General features: G+C 56.1%; 21 protein-coding genes. 20 read left to right on the top strand and 1 reads right to left on the bottom strand.

What is annotated here, in order from left to right:
- The first annotated feature begins 30 nt into the window (after positions 1-30).
- Positions 31-1,194, top strand: a complete 1,164-nt coding sequence (locus tag ACFSO0_RS07055; protein ID WP_376878335.1) for a TolB-like translocation protein — start codon at positions 31-33, stop codon at positions 1,192-1,194.
- A gap of 25 nt (positions 1,195-1,219) precedes the next feature.
- On the top strand, positions 1,220-1,354 hold the full coding sequence (locus ACFSO0_RS07050; RefSeq protein WP_376878332.1) for a hypothetical protein: 135 nt from the start codon (positions 1,220-1,222) through the stop codon (positions 1,352-1,354).
- 58 nt (positions 1,355-1,412) lie between these two features.
- Here the strand turns inward: ACFSO0_RS07050 and ACFSO0_RS07045 are convergent, their stop codons facing one another.
- Entirely contained in the window at positions 1,413-2,795 is a 1,383-nt protein-coding gene (locus ACFSO0_RS07045; RefSeq protein WP_376878330.1) for a UDP-N-acetylmuramoyl-tripeptide--D-alanyl-D-alanine ligase, read from the bottom strand.
- A gap of 182 nt (positions 2,796-2,977) precedes the next feature.
- On the opposite strand from ACFSO0_RS07045, the gene ACFSO0_RS07040 reads away from it, so the two are divergent.
- The 18 genes from ACFSO0_RS07040 (at position 2,978) to glyS (ending at position 16,918) form a co-directional block, all read left to right on the top strand.
- A complete protein-coding gene (locus ACFSO0_RS07040; protein WP_376878327.1) occupies positions 2,978-3,307 on the top strand; it encodes a histidine triad nucleotide-binding protein in 330 nt (109 codons plus the stop codon).
- 108 nt (positions 3,308-3,415) lie between these two features.
- A complete protein-coding gene (gene rpsU, locus ACFSO0_RS07035) occupies positions 3,416-3,589 on the top strand; it encodes a 30S ribosomal protein S21 (RefSeq protein WP_376878324.1) in 174 nt (57 codons plus the stop codon).
- Between the two features lie 17 nt (positions 3,590-3,606).
- Entirely contained in the window at positions 3,607-4,053 is a 447-nt protein-coding gene (locus tag ACFSO0_RS07030) for a GatB/YqeY domain-containing protein (RefSeq protein ID WP_376878321.1), read from the top strand.
- A 161-nt stretch (positions 4,054-4,214) separates the two neighbouring features.
- Positions 4,215-5,564: an NfeD family protein gene (locus ACFSO0_RS07025; RefSeq protein ID WP_376878319.1), complete on the top strand. Its 1,350-nt coding sequence runs from the start codon at positions 4,215-4,217 to the stop codon at positions 5,562-5,564.
- A 7-nt stretch (positions 5,565-5,571) separates the two neighbouring features.
- Complete coding sequence (gene floA, locus ACFSO0_RS07020) at positions 5,572-6,570, top strand: flotillin-like protein FloA (RefSeq protein ID WP_376878316.1); 999 nt, start codon at positions 5,572-5,574, stop codon at positions 6,568-6,570.
- A gap of 11 nt (positions 6,571-6,581) precedes the next feature.
- Entirely contained in the window at positions 6,582-7,067 is a 486-nt protein-coding gene (locus ACFSO0_RS07015; protein ID WP_376878313.1) for a hypothetical protein, read from the top strand.
- Positions 7,068-7,245: 178 nt separating this feature from the next.
- On the top strand, positions 7,246-7,440 hold the full coding sequence (locus tag ACFSO0_RS07010; RefSeq protein WP_376878310.1) for a sigma-70 RNA polymerase sigma factor region 4 domain-containing protein: 195 nt from the start codon (positions 7,246-7,248) through the stop codon (positions 7,438-7,440).
- A gap of 264 nt (positions 7,441-7,704) precedes the next feature.
- Complete coding sequence (gene yqfC, locus ACFSO0_RS07005; RefSeq protein ID WP_055743267.1) at positions 7,705-8,001, top strand: sporulation protein YqfC; 297 nt, start codon at positions 7,705-7,707, stop codon at positions 7,999-8,001.
- A 22-nt stretch (positions 8,002-8,023) separates the two neighbouring features.
- Entirely contained in the window at positions 8,024-9,238 is a 1,215-nt protein-coding gene (gene yqfD, locus ACFSO0_RS07000; protein WP_376878306.1) for a sporulation protein YqfD, read from the top strand.
- A 39-nt stretch (positions 9,239-9,277) separates the two neighbouring features.
- Positions 9,278-10,252 (top strand): PhoH family protein, encoded by a 975-nt coding sequence (locus tag ACFSO0_RS06995; RefSeq protein WP_376878303.1) that lies wholly within the window; start codon positions 9,278-9,280, stop codon positions 10,250-10,252.
- A gap of 30 nt (positions 10,253-10,282) precedes the next feature.
- On the top strand, positions 10,283-10,762 hold the full coding sequence (gene ybeY, locus ACFSO0_RS06990) for an rRNA maturation RNase YbeY (RefSeq protein ID WP_376878300.1): 480 nt from the start codon (positions 10,283-10,285) through the stop codon (positions 10,760-10,762).
- A gap of 9 nt (positions 10,763-10,771) precedes the next feature.
- On the top strand, positions 10,772-11,155 hold the full coding sequence (locus tag ACFSO0_RS06985) for a diacylglycerol kinase family protein (RefSeq protein ID WP_376878297.1): 384 nt from the start codon (positions 10,772-10,774) through the stop codon (positions 11,153-11,155).
- Between the two features lie 171 nt (positions 11,156-11,326).
- Entirely contained in the window at positions 11,327-11,725 is a 399-nt protein-coding gene (locus ACFSO0_RS06980) for a cytidine deaminase (protein WP_376878294.1), read from the top strand.
- The gene (era, locus tag ACFSO0_RS06975) at positions 11,718-12,635 is read left to right on the top strand and encodes a GTPase Era (RefSeq protein WP_376878291.1); all 918 of its coding nucleotides are present in this window, start codon (positions 11,718-11,720) and stop codon (positions 12,633-12,635) included. The genes ACFSO0_RS06980 and era overlap by 8 nt, the downstream gene beginning before the upstream one ends.
- A 102-nt stretch (positions 12,636-12,737) precedes the next feature.
- Positions 12,738-12,893, top strand: a complete 156-nt coding sequence (locus ACFSO0_RS06970) for a YqzL family protein (protein ID WP_376878288.1) — start codon at positions 12,738-12,740, stop codon at positions 12,891-12,893.
- Positions 12,884-13,651, top strand: a complete 768-nt coding sequence (gene recO / locus ACFSO0_RS06965) for a DNA repair protein RecO (protein WP_376878285.1) — start codon at positions 12,884-12,886, stop codon at positions 13,649-13,651. The genes ACFSO0_RS06970 and recO overlap by 10 nt, the downstream gene beginning before the upstream one ends.
- Before the next feature lie 284 nt (positions 13,652-13,935).
- Positions 13,936-14,856 carry a glycine--tRNA ligase subunit alpha gene (gene glyQ / locus ACFSO0_RS06960; RefSeq protein ID WP_376878282.1) on the top strand — a complete coding sequence of 307 codons (921 nt, stop codon included), beginning with the start codon at positions 13,936-13,938 and terminating at the stop codon, positions 14,854-14,856.
- Positions 14,849-16,918, top strand: coding sequence for a glycine--tRNA ligase subunit beta (gene glyS / locus ACFSO0_RS06955; RefSeq protein ID WP_376878279.1), 2,070 nt, complete (start codon positions 14,849-14,851; stop codon positions 16,916-16,918). Before glyQ ends, glyS begins: the two co-directional genes overlap by 8 nt.
- The last annotated feature ends 112 nt before the right edge of the window (positions 16,919-17,030 follow it).

Raw genomic sequence — 17,030 nt, 5'->3', positions numbered from 1 at the left:
GCTATTCCGTTAATCAGGAGAGTGTTTTGAGTGAAACGAGCTGTTTTCGCGTGCTTCCTCACGCTGGGCTTGCTTGGCTCTGTCCTGCCGGCAGGAGCTGCCGCGGCAGACCAGACTGTCCAACAGACTCATGAGCCGTCCGTCATCTACCAGATCGCCGCCGACGGCACTTCCAAAAAAGTTGTGGCACAGCTGCCTTACATGCACAGGGGCGCCATCTCACCATCCGGGCGCTACCTGTATGCCGAGCGCATCGGCTACGGCAAGACCGATCCCACGGTGCCTTACCTGTACAACCTGCAGACCAAAAAGCTCACGCAGCTAAGCGGTTTTGCCAAATGGTCGCCGAAACGGGACATGCTCTACATCCTGGAAAAAGGGGGCATCATCCTGGTAAATCCGGCAGATGGCACGAAGTCTGTGCTCGTCGCAGCCGATCCGCAATATCCCGTGCTCGATTTTCTCGTTTCGCCGGATGAGCAGTACATGGCCTTTCTGCGCAAAGATTTGGAAAGCGTCGACCACGGCACGGCGACTCATCTGTACCTGCAGCACCTGCCGACAGGCAAGATGAAAATCAACGACCGCTTTGCCTGGGAGCCTCCCGCTTCGCGAGGCGAGGAGCAATTCTACTGGCTGCCTACCTCGAAAAAGCTGTTCTACTGCACGCAGGGTGGAATCAAGGAACTGGATCTGCCGACAGGATTGAAGTATGTGCACAAGCTGACTTCGTTTCCTTCGTATTCAGCGGACATGAAGTACCGGTATGTGATGACGGAGAAGGAAGAGTACCTGCTGGATTTGCAGACGGGGAAAAAGGTGATGCTGCTAAAGCAGGCGCAGCCGATCACGGAAGGAAACTTGAGCTTCCTCTCCTGGTCTCCTGCCGGTCACGCCTTTGCTGCTGAGAAATTTTTCCGCCCATCCAACAGCCAGGATGCCTATTGTATTCTCCAGTATTATCGCGAAGCGCCGAAATACTCACTTCCCTTTGGCGGAGTGGGCGCGAGCCAGTACAGTCCGTTCTTGAGCAAAAAGGACAACGTACGCCTGATCGGCTGGGCCAAAGACGGCAAATCATTTTACGTCGCGGACTGGTCATCCATTCACTTTTCCGATTTTGCACCGGAAAAGCTGTCTCATTTTTATCAAGTGATTGAAAATGACTCGTACGTCGCCTCCGAAAAATATTGAGGGTGAGGAACGGAGTGAGCCCATCATGACACTCATCATGGGTCACTTCGACGAATGGTACGATTTCGCGTTCTGGAAGCAGACGACCCAGCCTGATGTGTACAGGCTGACCTTTGACGGGGATGCCTTGAAGGACGTCACGCGCTTGTGGGAGGAGTAAAAAGACGCCGCTATTCTGCGCTAGTCGCAGGAGCGGCGTCTTGTCGCGTGAAGCGGGACTACGGCCGGTTCTCCAGATCGCCGATGATCGTCCACAGCTCCATCCCGTGGGAAGCCTTGAACAAAAAGGCGTGCCGGGCGTCGCGCAGCGGCAGGAGAGCGGCGACGGCTTCGTCCTTGGTCGCGAAGTGCAGTTTGTCGCCTTCGTACGCGTCGCTGATATGGCGGGAATATTCTCCGACCGTCACCAGGAGGGAAAAACGGTCGCGCAGCCCATTTGCATATGCCCCAACCTGGGCGTGCATGGCGTCGCTGTCCGGGCCGAGTTCAAACATGTCGGCGAGGACCAGCACCTTTTGCCGATCCGGGAACAGCTCGGCAAACGTGCCGATGGCCGCTTTCATAGACGTCGGGCTGGCGTTGTACGCATCGCTGATGTACACCGGGCCGTGCGCGGACTTCACTTGCTCGAAGCGCATGGCGGACAGCTTGACAGTCGAGAGCGCGTCGGTGATCTGCGCGTTGCTCATCCCGAGCCGTTTGCCGATGGCGACAGCCGGGAGGGCGTTGAGTACGCTGTGCTTGCCATACAGCGGCAGGAAGGCGGCAAAGCGCTCTCCCGAAGCAAAGCACACCGTAAAGTGCATGCCGTCTTCAGCGGAGCGGATCTCCTCTGCCCAGATGTCGGCAGGTCCTTCCACCGAATAAAAGGAGATTTGCCCCGGATAAAGGTGGGCGATCATGCGCAAGTACGCCGAGTCGCCGTTCAGGAGAACGAGACCGTCCAAAGACGTGTGAGGCAGCAGTTCGGCTTTGGCGAGGGCGATTTTTTCCCGCGAGCCGAAATGTTCAATGTGCGAGTCGGCTATGTAGGTAATGACGCTGATCTCGGGCTTCACGAGCGAAGCGATCAGGTCGATTTCGCCCGCATGGTTCATCCCCAGCTCCAGGACGGCAGCTTGATGCTCTTCCTCGATCTGCAGCAGGGAGTACGGCACGCCGATATGGTTGTTCAGGTTTTTATACGTCTTATAGACGGGAAAATGGCTCCCGAGCACGTGCGCGACAATGTCCTTGACCGTCGTTTTGCCGACGCTGCCAGTGACGGCGATATGCGGGATCGTCAGCTCCTTGCGGTATGCGGCTGCGAGCTTTTGCATAGCCCGCAGCGTGTCATTGACCAGGATCAGCCCGAATCCTTGTGGCAAGCCCTGCGGAACCTTGCTTTCATCGGAGATCAGCGCTGCAACGGCGCCTTGCTGTGCAGCTTGCAGAAGAAAGTCATGGCCGTCTCTGGCGCCTGTGGTCAAGGCGACGAACAGGGCTCCGGGCGCTAGCTGGCGCGTATCGAAGTGAACGGCAGACAAAAGCAAGCCCGGATCGCCTGCGACAAGCATCCCTTCCGCTTTGATGACCGCATGTTTCAATGCGATTGGTTTCATGTCCACAAGCTCCTTTTGCGATGGAATAGGTCCAAACCTCGAAGCCATGCTAACACGCACACTTTGCCGCCGCAAGGGGATTTTGCTGTCGAAGAGATTGCTTTTCCTTTGAAGTGTCCGCTATCATGGGAATATCTTTTGCTACATAAACGATTGTAAACGCAGACGAAAGGTGATCGGAAATGGAAAAAAGCATCTTTACGAGAATCATGGAGGGCGAGATTCCTGCCCGCGTGGAGTACGAGGACGAGCAGGTCATCGTCATTCACGACATCGCTCCCCAAGCGCCGGTACATTTGTTGATTATCCCGCGCAAGCCAATCCCTACCCTCATGGATGTGCAGGCTGAAGATTTGCCGCTGATCGGCCATATTCACACGGTTGCCCAGAAGCTGGCGGCAAAACTGGATCTGAAAGGATTTCGCCTGATCAACAACTGCGGCAAAGAAGGCGGGCAGGAAGTCTTCCACATTCATTACCATCTGCTGGCAGGCTTTCATAAAGAACAGTGAACTAAAGGTTGACCTTCTCCAGTCAATTATCCTATAATGAAGTGTGACAGTCTGTTCGTACGTTTCGATTCAGGCGTCCCACGGTTTTAGCGGAGGGAGGGAAGACAAATGGCAGAAATTCGAGTCAAGAAAAACGAGTCTTTGGATAGCGCACTTCGCCGCTTCAAGCGTGAGAGCGCAAAATCCGGGGTGTTGGCGGAGCTGCGTAAACGTCGCCACTTTGAGAAGCCAAGCATTAGACGCAAGAAGAAATCCGAAGCAGCTCGCAAACGCAAGTACTAATTGACGGAGGGCCCATCATGAGTGTAATGGAGCGACTCGATCAAGATATGAAACAGGCAATGAAAGACAAGGCTGCTCTCAAACTCTCTGTTATTCGCATGGTGAAAGCCGCGTTAAAGAATGAAGAGATTAACCAAGGCAGACTTTTGTCTGACGATGAAGTGCTGACCATCTTGACTCGTGAGTTAAAACAACGCCGTGAATCCCTCCACGAATTTGAAAAGGCAGGCCGCGTGGACCTCGCCTCGAAAGCGCGCGAAGAGATGGACGTGCTCGCCGCTTACTTACCCGCTCAGCTTGGCGAAGCAGAAGTACGCGAAATCGTTCGGGAAGCGATCGCTGCCACCAATGCCACCTCGAAAAAAGAGATGGGCAAAGTAATGGGCGCGATCATGCCGAAGGTGAAGGGCAGAGCTGACGGAAGCCTCGTGCAAAAGATTGTATCTGAGGAACTACCATCGTAGACGAGAAACACCTCATATAGATACGAACAGGAAAACCCAGCCGTTCCGCGGTTGGGTTTTTTCTTTTGGTTATTTATGAAAAAATTTGAAACCCCTTTCTCTGTATTCCGTATACCATAGTAGCCATTCGTTGAAGCTGGTGGTAGAGAGGAGGGAAATCGATGAACACTGCCTGGAAGGCCATGCGCCGCTTGCGGGTCGTGCTATCGCTGCTTAGCGTGCTGGCTGGTCTCATGATGTGCTTGTCCGTCCAGACAGCCGCCGCAGCGACCTATCAAAAAGCGTTCTGGATTCCCGTTGACAACACGATCGAGCGAGGGTTGGAAAGCTTCCTGAAAAGGGCTTTCGCCGAGGCGGAGGAGCAGCATGCGGACCTCGTCATCCTCGACATCAATACGCCGGGCGGGGAAGTGAGGGCAGCCGGCGAGATCGGCAAGCTGATTCGGGAAGCCCCGATGCACGTCGTCGCCTATATTGACAATCAGGCGTTTTCGGCGGGGACCTACATTGCCTTAAATGCCACTGAGATTGTGATGACCCCCGGCAGCAGCATGGGGGCAGCGGCGCCGATCGATCTGGCCGGAAACGCGGCGAATGCGAAAATCATCTCCGCCTGGTCCGAGCAAATGCAGGGCGTAGCCAAGTTGCACAACCGCAACCCGGAAGTGGCGCGGGCGATGGTGGAGATTGACACAGACTTTCCCGGGCTAAAAGGAAAGGGAACGGTGCTCTCGCTGGATGCCCTGACCGCCCATAAAGTCGGGTATGCGGATCGCCTGGTCGCCAATAAGGAAGAGCTGTTCCAGCAGCTTGGCGTGAAGGCTGCGGACATTCAGACGATTGAGCCTACGGCAGGTGAACGCGTCGCCAGATGGGTGACCAGCCCGGTAGTCATGAGCGTGCTGTTGATCGTTGGACTGGTTGGCATTGTGGTGGAGCTTTTCGCACCAGGCTTTGGTGTGGCAGGTACGGTCTCGCTTGTCTCCTTTGGCTTGTACTTCTTCGGACACTTTGTCGCCGGCTTTGCCAACTGGCTGCATATCGCACTGTTTCTCATCGGGATTTTATTGATGGTCCTGGAGATTTTTTTGCCAGGAGGCATTGTTGGAGCGATCGGCTTCATCAGCATCGTGACGGGATTGATTATGGCAGCCTACGACACTCAGCAAGGACTTGCCTCATTGGGCATCGCCGCACTGATCACGGTGATTGTCGCGGTCCTGCTCGTGAAACGATTCGGGGTGAACGGATTGTTCAGGAAGTTCATTCTAAAAGACGTCCAGCGCAATGAAGAAGGTTACGTCGCGCAGAAGGATCAGCGGCACCTGATGAACAAAGCGGGAGTTGCCTTGACTCCTCTTCGCCCAGCGGGTATGGTGAAAGTGGATGGCAAACGCGTCGATGCCGTGAGCGCAGGCGGCTATATAGCGGCAGGTACGCCTGTCGTCGTGGTCCAGGTAGAAGGCACGCGCATTGTCGTACAGGAGCAAGAATTCGCAAAAAAGGAGTGAGACGTACATGTCGGGATTGATTCCGCTTATTTTTCTGCTGGCAATAGCCATCATTGTTCTGTCGGTATTTTTTTCGTTCGTCCCCTTCATGCTGTGGGTTTCGGCATTGGCATCGGGGGTGCGCATCGGGATTATTACGCTTGTGGCCATGCGTCTGCGCCGCGTCATTCCGTCGCGGATCGTGAATCCGCTGATCAAGGCGCGCAAGGCAGGGCTGGAGCTGGATACGAACCAGCTGGAGAGCCACTACCTTGCAGGCGGTAACGTAGACCGGGTCGTCGATGCCCTCGTAGCTGCACAGCGTGCGGATATTCCGCTCGGCTTCGAGCGTGCGGCTGCCATTGACCTGGCGGGACGCGACGTACTGGAAGCCGTGCAAATGAGCGTAAACCCGAAAGTGATCGAGACTCCGATCGTCGCTGCGATGGCGAAAGACGGGATCGAACTGCGGACCAAGGCGAAGGTGACGGTGCGCGCCAATATTGACCGACTGGTCGGGGGGGCTGGCGAAGAGACGATCATCGCCCGTGTCGGGGAAGGGATCGTCTCGACAATCGGTTCTTCCACCAGCCACAAAGACGTGCTGGAAAACCCTGACCTCATCTCGAAGACGGTTTTGAACAAAGGACTCGATGCCGGGACGGCTTTTGAAATTTTGTCCATCGACATCGCGGATGTGGATGTCGGCAAAAACATCGGTGCCCAGCTGCAGACAGACCAGGCAGAAGCAGACAAGCGGATTGCCCAGGCTAAAGCCGAAGAACGCCGCGCGATGGCAGTCGCCCACGAGCAGGAGATGAAAGCCCGCGTACAGGAAATGAAAGCCAAGGTCGTGGAAGCCGAAGCGCAAGTGCCGCTCGCCCTTGCCGAGGCGTTGTCCAGCGGGAAAATGGGCGTCATGGACTACTACAACCTGCAAAACATTGCCGCTGACACGCAAATGCGTCAATCGTTCGGCGCAGGCAGCGACAAACCGAAAACGACGCCGCCTGGCGGACAGGAATAAGGGCAATCGCCATGGATGCTCTCATCGATCTGCTCTTTACTCTCCTAGGCTGGATGATTTTCCTGATCGGCAAGTTCTGGCTGCTCATCCTGGCGTGGATCGGGTACAAGATTTTCGGAAAGGGCTCCAGGAAGATGGCCCAAGGCAAGCCCCGCCGCGTGCTGACGCCGGTGGAAAACGGAGGCTTCCCTCTGCCGGAAGCGCGGGATGAGAGTCAGCAGGAGCCCTTCTCATCCCGGTATGAGCCAGAGGAGCCAGAGGCTCGCGAAGAATCGCTGGAAGGCGTCGGGATCGAGCAGGAGTGGGCGTATGCAGAGCCGGACCATTCTGTAATGCCCAAGAGCGAGCGCGTATCGCCGCCGCCCGCTGTCCGGGAGACAGCCGATTCGTCTGCGCCGTTCCTCGATCCCCGCGAAGGGATGAAGTGGGCCATCATTTTCGGAGAACCGCGCGCCAAAGCGCCGCATCGCTCTCCGGCCGCGCGAAGAAACGAATAGTCGCATGGAAGACAGGCAGCCCGGATGATACGGGGTGCCTGTTTTTTGCTTCGCAGCTTTTTGCGCAAGTCTTTGTCGAAAGATCGCGAATAACTTGTCTTGTACCGTTTCTTGCGCTTGACTATTCTGATGATATAGAATTACGTTTCAATCTCGAGTAAGGAGTAGAGGACGCGCGATGAATCAACAAGCGTTTGAAAAAATGGGGCGTTTCCGGCAAAAAGTAATCCGGCTGGTGTACGTGGAAAAGAAATCCATCTACGAGACGGCGATTGCGTGCGGCTGCACGGCGGAAAAAGTCAAGCGAGTCATGAAGAAGTGGAAGCTTGTCACACGCAATGAAGCAGCAGCACTTTCACCGGATGAACAATAACCGATTAACCGACGAGACCCTTGTCGCTCTTTGAAATGGCGGCAAGGGTCTTTTTGCGCAGTTGTGTTCTATGGTGGCAATCGCATGGGGCGGACAAGGTTTCCAAAAGCTGCGGCAGCCTGCAGCGATTCCTATGAATGACATTCCCGCCAGGAGCATACGCATAGGTAAGAACGGTTTTGCACGGTCACCGTACCTATGCTGCCGCAGCGAAAGAGGAAGCATATTCGGCGCAGTAGCGCTAGTAAGAGAGGGGGCTTATCCATGAAGCGTTGGAGCCGCCGTCTGCGCCAACTGGCGGGAGGGGTTTTGGAGCTGCCGCAAGATGTTGTCCTGGAGGTCCCGCGCATCACGATGATCGGTCATTTGCAAATGTACATAGAAAACCATCGCGGAGTTTTGCATTTCAGCGAAAAAGAGCTTCGCTTGCTGCTCACGAATGGGCAGATGATCGTATCGGGCGAACAACTCGTCATCCGGGCGATTTTGCCGGAGGAGGTTCTGCTGGAAGGAAGAATCGGAGGCGTAAAATTTCTGGAGACCGGGCCGCAGGGCTCATAACAATGAGGAAGGGGGAAGCTGCATGCGAAACGGACTGAAAGAGTGGGTGGACGGCCATGTCACCATCACGGTGCGCGGGAAGCGGTTCGAGCGCTTGTTGAATATGGCCATACGGAATGGATTTCGGATCTGGAATATTCGCCGGGTAGGGGAGGAGCTGACCCGCTGCGACATTCTCATTCGCGATTACGTCCGACTGCGTCCGCTGCTTCGGGAGACAGGCTGTCGCAGCCATGTGGAAGGCAGGGGGGGCTTGCCGTTCTGGCTCATCCGATTGCGCAAGCGGGCCGGACTGGTTATCGGGGCGTTTCTTTTTTTTCTCGGATTGTACATGCTGTCTTCGTTCGTCTGGACGGTAGAGGTCAGCGGCACGCGCCATATGGACCCGCAGAAGGTGCTGCAAGCGGCAGAAAAGGTCGGGATTAAAGAAGGGGCATGGAAGGTCAAACTAAAAGAACCGCTCGTCATGCAAAAAGAACTGATGGGCTTGCTGCCTGAAGTGACCTGGGTGGGCGTAGAGATTCAAGGGACAAAAGTGCGCTTGCAGGTCGTGGAGAAAGATGCGCCGGTCAAGCCCTTGCCGACGAGCCCTCGTCATCTGGTGGCCAAGAAGCGGGCCGTTATTTCCACGATTTTGCCGGAAGTCGGGCGAAGCCAGGTGGCAGTCAACCAACTCGTGGAAAAGGGGCAAGTGCTTATCTCCGGCATTATCGGCAACGAAACGCGACAGCAGGCCGTATCGGCGCGCGGCAAGGTGAGAGGCGAAGTGTGGTACGTCAGCGATGTCTCCGTCCCGTTGACCCAGACGATGTATCGGCTGACCGGCGAGAAGCAGGAGCGGCAATACTTGCTCGTTGGGCCGTACGCTGTCCAGGTATGGCCCTGGAGTAAGCAGACGTTTGCCCATGCTGAACAGACCGAATCGCGCTTTGTTCCTTCGTACGCAGGCTTCATCTCCCCGCTTGGCTGGAAGACGGTACACGCTTCCGAGACGGAGCCTGTGCAGTACCGGCTTAGTGTGCAGGAAGCAACGGAGCTGGCCAAACGCTTCGCCAGAGAGGACATCTTGCGCAAGGCTGGCAAGGATGCGACGATTTCTGACGAAAAAGTTTTGCACAGCACTACAGAGAATGGTAAAGTTTACTTGAGCATTCATTTTTCCGTCATTGAAGATATTGCCGTTGAACAGCCGATCGTGGGAGTGACCCAGCCGCCGGCTGAAGCTGGCAACCGGTGACGTATTTTTTGATTACCGTTGCAAGGAGATGGAAGCCTGTTGCACCAACACGATGAGGTAAGAATCCCGTTTGCAGACGCATCTGAGGCCCTGCTGTTGTTCGGACCACAGGACGCGTACTTAACCTTGATCGAAGAAAACAGTTCCGCCAAAATCATGACGCGGGAAGGCGAGCTGGTCATTTCAGGCGACAAGCCGGAAGTGGATAAGCTGGCCGAACTGGTCGGGATATTGCTGCAGTTGATCCGCAGGGGGATGGCACTGTCTGAACGCGACATCTCGTACGCGATGATGCTCAGCAATCAGGGAGAGGCAGCCCAGCTGCTGGAAGTGTACGATGAAGAAGTCGCCCGCACCCAGCGCGGCAAGATCATCCGTGCGAAGACACTGGGGCAGCGCCACTATTTATCGGCAATCAAAAAGAAAGACATCGTTTTCGGAATTGGACCGGCAGGAACAGGGAAGACGTATCTGGCTGTCGTCACAGCGGTTAACGCGCTGAAAAACGGGCGGGTAAAGCGAATCGTCCTGACCCGGCCGGCTGTGGAAGCGGGAGAAAGTCTCGGATTTTTGCCTGGGGATTTGCAGGAAAAGGTAGACCCGTACCTGCGGCCTCTCTACGATGCCCTGTACGACATGCTGGGCAATGAACAGGTAGCCAAAATGATGGAGCGCGGTCTGATCGAGGTCGCACCGCTGGCGTACATGCGCGGCCGCACGCTGGAAGACTCGTTCGTCATTTTGGATGAAGCGCAAAACACCACTCCCGAGCAAATGAAAATGTTTTTGACTCGTCTCGGGTTCGGCTCCAAAATGGTCATTACGGGTGACGTCACCCAGGTGGATTTGCCCAAAGGGAAAAAGTCGGGTCTGCGCGAGGCAGAGCGCATTTTGAGCCCGATTTCCGATGTTGCTTTTATCCACTTCCAGGAGGGAGACGTCGTCCGCCACAGCCTGGTGCAAAAAATCATCCAGGCGTACGCCAAGGAAGAAGTCGATCATCCATATCGATAAATCGTTTCGGATAAAGGAGATCATGCGTCCGTGTTAGCTGTTGAAATTCTTCATGAAGATATCGAGCCGATCGAGGAGCGCCTGCAAAACCTGATTGTCAAATGTCTGGAAACGGCGGCAGTCCAGGAGGATGTAAACGGAGAAGTCGTGGTCACAATCGTCAGCAACGAGCGGATTCACGAACTGAACCGCGACTACCGGAATGTGGATCGGCCGACAGATGTGCTGTCTTTTGCCATGAATGAACCGGGCGAGGGAGAGATGGAAATTTATATGGACGAGAGCGAACTCGCAAAGTTTCCGAACATGCTCGGGGACATCATCATCTCGCTGCCCAAAGCTCAGGAGCAGGCGGAAGACTACGGACATTCGCTGGACCGAGAGCTGGGTTTCCTGGCTGTCCACGGCTTTCTCCACCTGCTCGGCTACGACCACGGCACCGAAGAAGAGGAAAAGGAAATGTTTTCCCGCCAGGAAGCGGTACTGGAGCAAATCGGCTTGACGAGGTAGGAGATGCCCGTGAAAGAGTGGGACCGCCTTGTGCGCAGCTTTTCGTACGCCCTGCAAGGGATCGTCCATACGGTGAAGACCCAGCGAAACATGCAAATCCACGTAGCCGCCGCTGTGATCGTGCTGGCGGCGGCTTGGTGGCTGCACATTCCACGCAGCGATGTTTTGCTGGTCTTTTTTTCTATCGCGCTGGTGATCGCCCTGGAGCTGGTAAATACGGCGATCGAGGCGGCAGTGGACCTCGCATCCCCCGAATGGCACGGTACGGCCAAAATCGCCAAGGATGCGAGCGCCGGGGCGGTCCTCGTCGCGGCTGTCGTCTCTGCGGTAATCGGGGTCATGATCTTCGGACCTCCGCTGTACCAGAAGCTGGCTGCTTGGCTGCTGGCCTGACGCAAGCGCGGCTCGTCTGGCTCGCGCCCGGGCAAAGTGCTGAAACGAGTTGAATCACGCTACTGTGGACCAGATGCTGTCTCGACGAGAGAAGCCTGGTCTCTTGGTGTCTGTGCGGACAAAGATTCCGCTAAGCGCTATTAGAGAATAACGATAGGTGGAATGATGAGAATGGATAAACAAGCGTTGCTGCAGCAGGCGATCGAAGCGCGGAAGCTGGCCTATGTGCCGTATTCCAATTTTCAGGTCGGGGCTGCCCTGCTGACGGAGGAAGGCAAGGTCTACCTGGGGGGCAATATCGAAAACGCCGCTTATTCCTTGTGCAACTGCGCAGAGCGCACGGCCCTTTTCAAGGCGTATTCCGAAGGGGACAAACAGTTCAAGGCGCTGGCCGTTGCTGCTGATACCCCGAAAGCGGTGTCTCCATGCGGCGCGTGCCGGCAAGTGATGGCCGAACTGTGCCCGCCGGACATGCCAGTCTATTTGACCAACCTGAGCGGCGATGTTTGGGAAACGACAGTATCCGCCCTGCTCCCAGGGGCGTTTGCCAAGGAGGATTTACGTGGATAACCGCAAGACCAAAAAAAGCTTCAAATCCGGCTTCGTCTCCATCGTGGGACGGCCGAACGTCGGAAAGTCGACACTGCTCAACCATGTCGTGGGGCACAAGATTGCGATCATGTCGAACAAGCCCCAGACGACGCGCAACAAGATTACGGCGGTGCATACGACAGAGGCAGGGCAGATCATCTTCCTCGATACGCCGGGCATTCACAAGCCGCAGTCCAAGCTGGGCAACTACATGGTGACGGTCGCGGAAAATACGCTGAACGAGGTCGATCTCGTGTTGTTCGTCGTGGATGCGACAGAGAAGCGCGGGGCGGGCGACGAGTACATCATCGAACGGTTGAAGCAAGTCAGGACGCCGGTGTTTCTGGTCATCAACAAGATTGACAAGGTGCACCCGGAGGCGCTTTTGCCGATCATTGACGACTACCGCAAGCTGTACGATTTCAAGCAGATCATCCCGATTTCCGCGCTCGAGGGCAACAACACCGGCGCTCTGACCAAAGCCATTTTTGACGAGATGGAAGAAGGCCCGATGTTCTACCCGGCCGATCAGGTGACGGACCATCCGGAGCGCTTCGTCGTGGCCGAGCTGATCCGGGAAAAAGTGCTGCATCTGACGCGCGAAGAAGTGCCGCACTCCATCGCGGTCGTCGTCGAGGAAATGAAGCGCGGAGAGAACGGCAAGACGCTGTACATCTACGCGGCCATTTACGTCGAGCGCGACTCGCAGCGCGGAATCCTGATCGGGGAAAAAGGACAGATGCTCAAGGAGATCGGCCGCCGGGCGCGCAAGGACATCGAGCTCTTGATGGGCGACAAGGTCTTTTTGGAGCTGTGGATCAAGGTGAAAAAGGACTGGCGCAACCAGGAGCGGATGCTGCGCAACTTCGGTTTTTACGACGAGGAGTAGGTTTTGCGCCTACGTGTTAATTTTTCCAAGGGATAGAATAACGGGCAAAGGTGATTCTAAGAAGGAAGTGGATTGACCCGATACAGGAAAGGATGATGCTCCATGCTTCGTGACTTTTCTTGGAGAGTTTTCGCTTCAACCGGTGACATCCATGCTTACCTTCTCTACCGGGATCACCGTCAAATGGATGGTGCTGACGAGGAGGCCTCCTTTGATCTCGCCCAGGAAGAATTGGGTGACTCGCAGGCATGCTTGTAAAGTGGGAAGGAATTGTCATCCGCAGCGTGGACTATGGGGAGTCCAGCAAAGTGGTGACGTTGTTTACCCGGGAGCACGGCAAACTGGGCATCATGGCGCGTGGTGCCAAAAAGACCAAGAGCCGTCTGGCCGCCGTCTCCCAGCTGTTTTCACACGGATACTATTTGTGCAAGGCAGGACCCGGCAGCGGTATGCCTGATCTTTCCCAGGGGGACATCATGGAATCGTTCCGGGATTTGCGGCAAAGCCTCCATGCGACGGCTTATGCCGCATACATAGCAGAGCTGCTGGATCGTCTCACACACGAGCGGGAACCAAATCCGTACCTGTTTCAGCTATTGCTCCATACGTTCCGGTATCTGGATGAGGGGCGCGATGCCGAAATTCTTTGCCGGATTTTTGAGACCAAGATGCTTAGCGTGGCCGGAATTTCTCCCCAATTATCCGCTTGCGCAAATTGTGGCGCAGAACGGGAGCCATATGCGATCAGCGTGTCGCAGGGCGGACTTTTGTGCCCGGTTTGCCTTCCGTCCGATCCGTATGCCATCACGGTGACGCCTTCGACCTGGAAGCTTTTGCGGCTGTTCCAGGTATTTGATTTGGAGCGGCTCGGCGAGATCGAGGTCAAGCCGGCGACGCGCAGCCAGCTCAAGCATATCCTGCGCAGCTACATGGACGAGCATCTCGACCTTCGGCTGAAAAGTCGCTCGTTTCTGGAACAATTGGAGCGAATGCCGATGCCGGATACGAACAATTGACATCTGAATTTCTTTTCGCTATTATAAGTACCAAACTTGATACCGAATGTTGCCATGAAGGAAAGGAGTAGTCGGCCGCTGGCTGAAACAAGCGAACCGGGGAGAGTGAAAGCCCGGTCACCAAGCTGATGAAGGGCGTTCCGGAGCAATCTTTTGATTCCAAGGTGGGCGAAGAAGTTTTTCGCCAAGTAGGGTGGAACCGCGAGAATCCTCTCGTCCCTACACGGTCTCATGCAGACGGTGTAGGCGGCGGGAGGTTTTTATTTTGTTGAGGAGGACAGAGCATGAAAATGACTTTTCAGGACATCATTTTGACGCTGCAAAACTTTTGGGCGAAACAAAATTGCCTGATCGTGCAACCGTATGACGTAGAAAAAGGGGCAGGTACGCTCAACCCGATGACGTTTCTGCGCTCCATCGGCCCGGAGCCGTGGAACGTCGCCTACGTAGAGCCTTCCCGTCGCCCGGCGGACGGCCGCTACGGGGAAAACCCGAACCGCCTGTATCAGCACCACCAGTTCCAGGTCATCATGAAGCCGTCGCCTGACAACATTCAGGAGCTGTATCTGGACAGCCTGCGCCAGCTCGGCATCGAGCCGCTGGAGCACGACATCCGCTTCGTCGAAGACAACTGGGAGCACCCCGGTCTCGGAGCCTGGGGGCTGGGCTGGGAAGTATGGCTCGACGGGATGGAGATTACCCAGTTCACCTACTTCCAGCAAGTCGGGGGTCTGGAGTGCAAGCCGGTCGCTGTAGAGCTGACGTACGGTCTGGAGCGTCTGGCTTCCTATATTCAGGAAAAAGAAAACGTGTTCGATCTGGAATGGGTGAACGGCTTCACCTATGGCGACGTCTTCCTCCAGCCGGAGTACGAACACTCCAAATACACGTTTGAGCTGTCGGATGTGGACATGCTGTTCAACCTGTACAACACGTACGAGGCAGAGGCAAAGCGCCTGATGAAAGAAAATCTGGTATACCCGGCTTACGACTACGTGCTGAAATGTTCGCATACGTTCAACCTGCTCGACGCACGCGGCGTCATCAGCGTGACGGAGCGCGCCGGCTACATCGCACGGGTGCGCAACCTGTCCCGCGAAGTGGCACAGACCTACTACAAGGAGCGCGAGCGGCTCGGCTTCCCGCTCCTGCAAAAAGGAACGACTGGTGGATCTGCCGTGAAAGGAGAGGGTGCAAATGAGTAAGCGTGACCTGCTTTTGGAAGTGGGATTGGAAGAAATGCCTGCGCGCTTCGTCGCAGCCGCGGCAGCGCAGCTGAAAGAAAAAGTGGAGAAGTGGCTGGCAGCCGAGCGGATTCCGTTTGAGCAAATCGCGTCCATGGAAACGCCGCGCCGCTTTGCCGTGCTGGTGAGCGGTCTTGCGGAAAAACAGCCGGACCGCAACGATGAAGCGAAAGGACCTGCCCGCAAAATCGCCCAGGACGAAGCCGGAAACTGGACGAAGGCCGCGCTCGGATTTGCCCGCAGCAACGGCGTGGAGCCGGATCAGCTGTACCTGAAAGAAGTGAACGGCGTGGAATACGTCCATGCCCGCAAGTCGGAAGCAGGCAAAGCGACGACAGAACTGTTGCCGCAGCTCGCCGATGTCATCGCTGGCATGAACTTCCCGAAAAACATGCGCTGGGGCGCTTATGATCTGAAATACGTCCGTCCGATCCGCTGGCTGGTCGCCCTTTTCGGAGACGAGCTGATCGACATGGAGATCGCCGGTGTCAAGAGCGGCCGTATCACCCGCGGGCACCGTTTCCTCGGAACCGAAGTGGAAATCAACCACCCGGCCGAGTACGCGAGCAAGCTGGCCGAGCAGCACGTCATGGTCGACCCGGATGAGCGCCGTGCCGCCATCGTCGAGCAAATCCGCCGGATGGAGCAGGAAAACGGCTGGACCATTCCGATGGACGAAGGACTGCTGGACGAAGTCGTGCACCTCGTGGAATATCCGACGGCTCTGTACGGGACGTTTGAAGAGGAGTTCCTGTCCATTCCGCGCGAGGTGCTGGTGACCTCCATGCGCGAGCACCAGCGCTACTTCCCGGTGGAAAATGCCGAGGGCAAGCTGCTGAACCATTTCGTCACCGTGCGCAATGGCGATGCGCGTGCGCTCGAGAATGTCGCCAAAGGAAACGAGAAAGTGCTTCGCGCCCGTCTCTCGGACGCTCGCTTCTTCTACGTAGAAGACCAGAAGCTGCCGATTGAAAACTGCCTGAAACGGTTGGAAACCATCGTCTTCCACGAAGAACTGGGCACGATCGGCGACAAGGTGCGCCGGGTGCGCAAGACGGCAGCGCAAATCGCGGAAAAGCTCGGCGTGAGCCAGGAAGAAGCGAAGCAGGTTGACCGGATCGCCCAGATTGCCAAGTTCGATCTGGTGACGAACATGGTCGGGGAGTTCCCGGAACTGCAAGGGATCATGGGTGCTGACTACGCCCGTAAAGCAGGCGAGAGCGACATCGTCGCGAACGGCGTGTTCGAGCATTACCTGCCGCGTTTTGCCGGAGACATGACGCCGAAGTCCGCCCAAGGCGCGATCGTCAGCCTGGCCGACAAGCTGGATACGATCACAGGAATTTTCTCCATCGGCATCGTGCCGACTGGCTCCCAGGACCCGTACGGACTGCGCCGGATGGCCGCCGGGATCGTCACCATTTTGCTGGAGCGGGGCTGGCAGCTTTCCCTGGAGCAGCTGTGGGATGCGGCTCTCGAGACGTACGCTGCGCAAGGCGTGAACAAGCGGACGGCAGCCGAAGTGAAAAAAGACCTGGTTGATTTCTTCGCCCTTCGCCTGAAAAACGTCCTGCAGGAAAACGGCGTGCGCTACGACGTGGTAGACGCTGTCCTGTCTGCGGAATTGTCCTTCGTGCCGGACATTTTGGCAAAAGCAAAAGCGTTGATGGCCGCTGTCGAAGGCGAGGAGTTCAAGCTGATCGTGGAGCAGTTCAACCGGGTGAACAACCTGGCGCAAAAAGCGGAAGCCGACGCCGTAGACGAAGCCGTCTTTGCGGAAGACGTGGAGCGCGCGCTGTATCAGGCGTACCTGTCCGTCCAGCAGGAAGTGCAGAACCTGACGGACCAGGACAAGAAGCTGGCTACGCTGGCTACTTTGCGCGATCCGATCAAAGCGTTCTTCGATTCCGTGATGGTCATGGCGGAAGATCAGGCTGTCCGCGCCAACAGATTGGGACTTTTGCTCCGTCTCTCCCGCCTCATCTACGCATACGCCGATTTCTCCAAGCTCGTGTTTGCATAAAAAAACAGCTTGCCTCCGTCCGAACGCGACGGGGGCAGCTTTTTTCCATGCGAAAGAAGGAATATCCGGTCGAATAGAGTAATACTAGGAAGAGGTAGACAGACGTAAACCG

The sequence above is a fragment of the Brevibacillus sp. GCM10020057 genome (assembly GCF_042683565.1).
GTDB lineage: Bacteria > Bacillota > Bacilli > Brevibacillales > Brevibacillaceae > Brevibacillus.
Note: the sequence above shows the minus strand (reverse complement) of the source record. Positions and strands in the feature narration are given on the sequence as shown.

Bases quoted from the DNA above. Each gene is read 5' to 3' on its own strand.
- ACFSO0_RS07030 (WP_376878321.1), top strand. From the start codon at position 3,607: ATGAGTGTAATGGAGCGACTCGATCAAGATATGAAACAGGCAATGAAA.
- glyS (WP_376878279.1), top strand. From the start codon at position 14,849: ATGAGTAAGCGTGACCTGCTTTTGGAAGTGGGATTGGAAGAAATGCCT.
- ACFSO0_RS07045 (WP_376878330.1), bottom strand. From the start codon at position 2,795: ATGAAACCAATCGCATTGAAACATGCGGTCATCAAAGCGGAAGGGATG.
- glyQ (WP_376878282.1), top strand. From the start codon at position 13,936: ATGAAAATGACTTTTCAGGACATCATTTTGACGCTGCAAAACTTTTGG.
- ACFSO0_RS07010 (WP_376878310.1), top strand. From the start codon at position 7,246: ATGAATCAACAAGCGTTTGAAAAAATGGGGCGTTTCCGGCAAAAAGTA.
- yqfC (WP_055743267.1), top strand. From the start codon at position 7,705: ATGAAGCGTTGGAGCCGCCGTCTGCGCCAACTGGCGGGAGGGGTTTTG.
- yqfD (WP_376878306.1), top strand. From the start codon at position 8,024: ATGCGAAACGGACTGAAAGAGTGGGTGGACGGCCATGTCACCATCACG.
- ACFSO0_RS07050 (WP_376878332.1), top strand. From the start codon at position 1,220: ATGACACTCATCATGGGTCACTTCGACGAATGGTACGATTTCGCGTTC.
- floA (WP_376878316.1), top strand. From the start codon at position 5,572: ATGTCGGGATTGATTCCGCTTATTTTTCTGCTGGCAATAGCCATCATT.
- rpsU (WP_376878324.1), top strand. From the start codon at position 3,416: ATGGCAGAAATTCGAGTCAAGAAAAACGAGTCTTTGGATAGCGCACTT.
- ACFSO0_RS07040 (WP_376878327.1), top strand. From the start codon at position 2,978: ATGGAAAAAAGCATCTTTACGAGAATCATGGAGGGCGAGATTCCTGCC.
- ACFSO0_RS07025 (WP_376878319.1), top strand. From the start codon at position 4,215: ATGAACACTGCCTGGAAGGCCATGCGCCGCTTGCGGGTCGTGCTATCG.
- ACFSO0_RS06970 (WP_376878288.1), top strand. From the start codon at position 12,738: ATGCTTCGTGACTTTTCTTGGAGAGTTTTCGCTTCAACCGGTGACATC.
- ACFSO0_RS06980 (WP_376878294.1), top strand. From the start codon at position 11,327: ATGGATAAACAAGCGTTGCTGCAGCAGGCGATCGAAGCGCGGAAGCTG.
- recO (WP_376878285.1), top strand. From the start codon at position 12,884: ATGCTTGTAAAGTGGGAAGGAATTGTCATCCGCAGCGTGGACTATGGG.
- ACFSO0_RS07015 (WP_376878313.1), top strand. From the start codon at position 6,582: ATGGATGCTCTCATCGATCTGCTCTTTACTCTCCTAGGCTGGATGATT.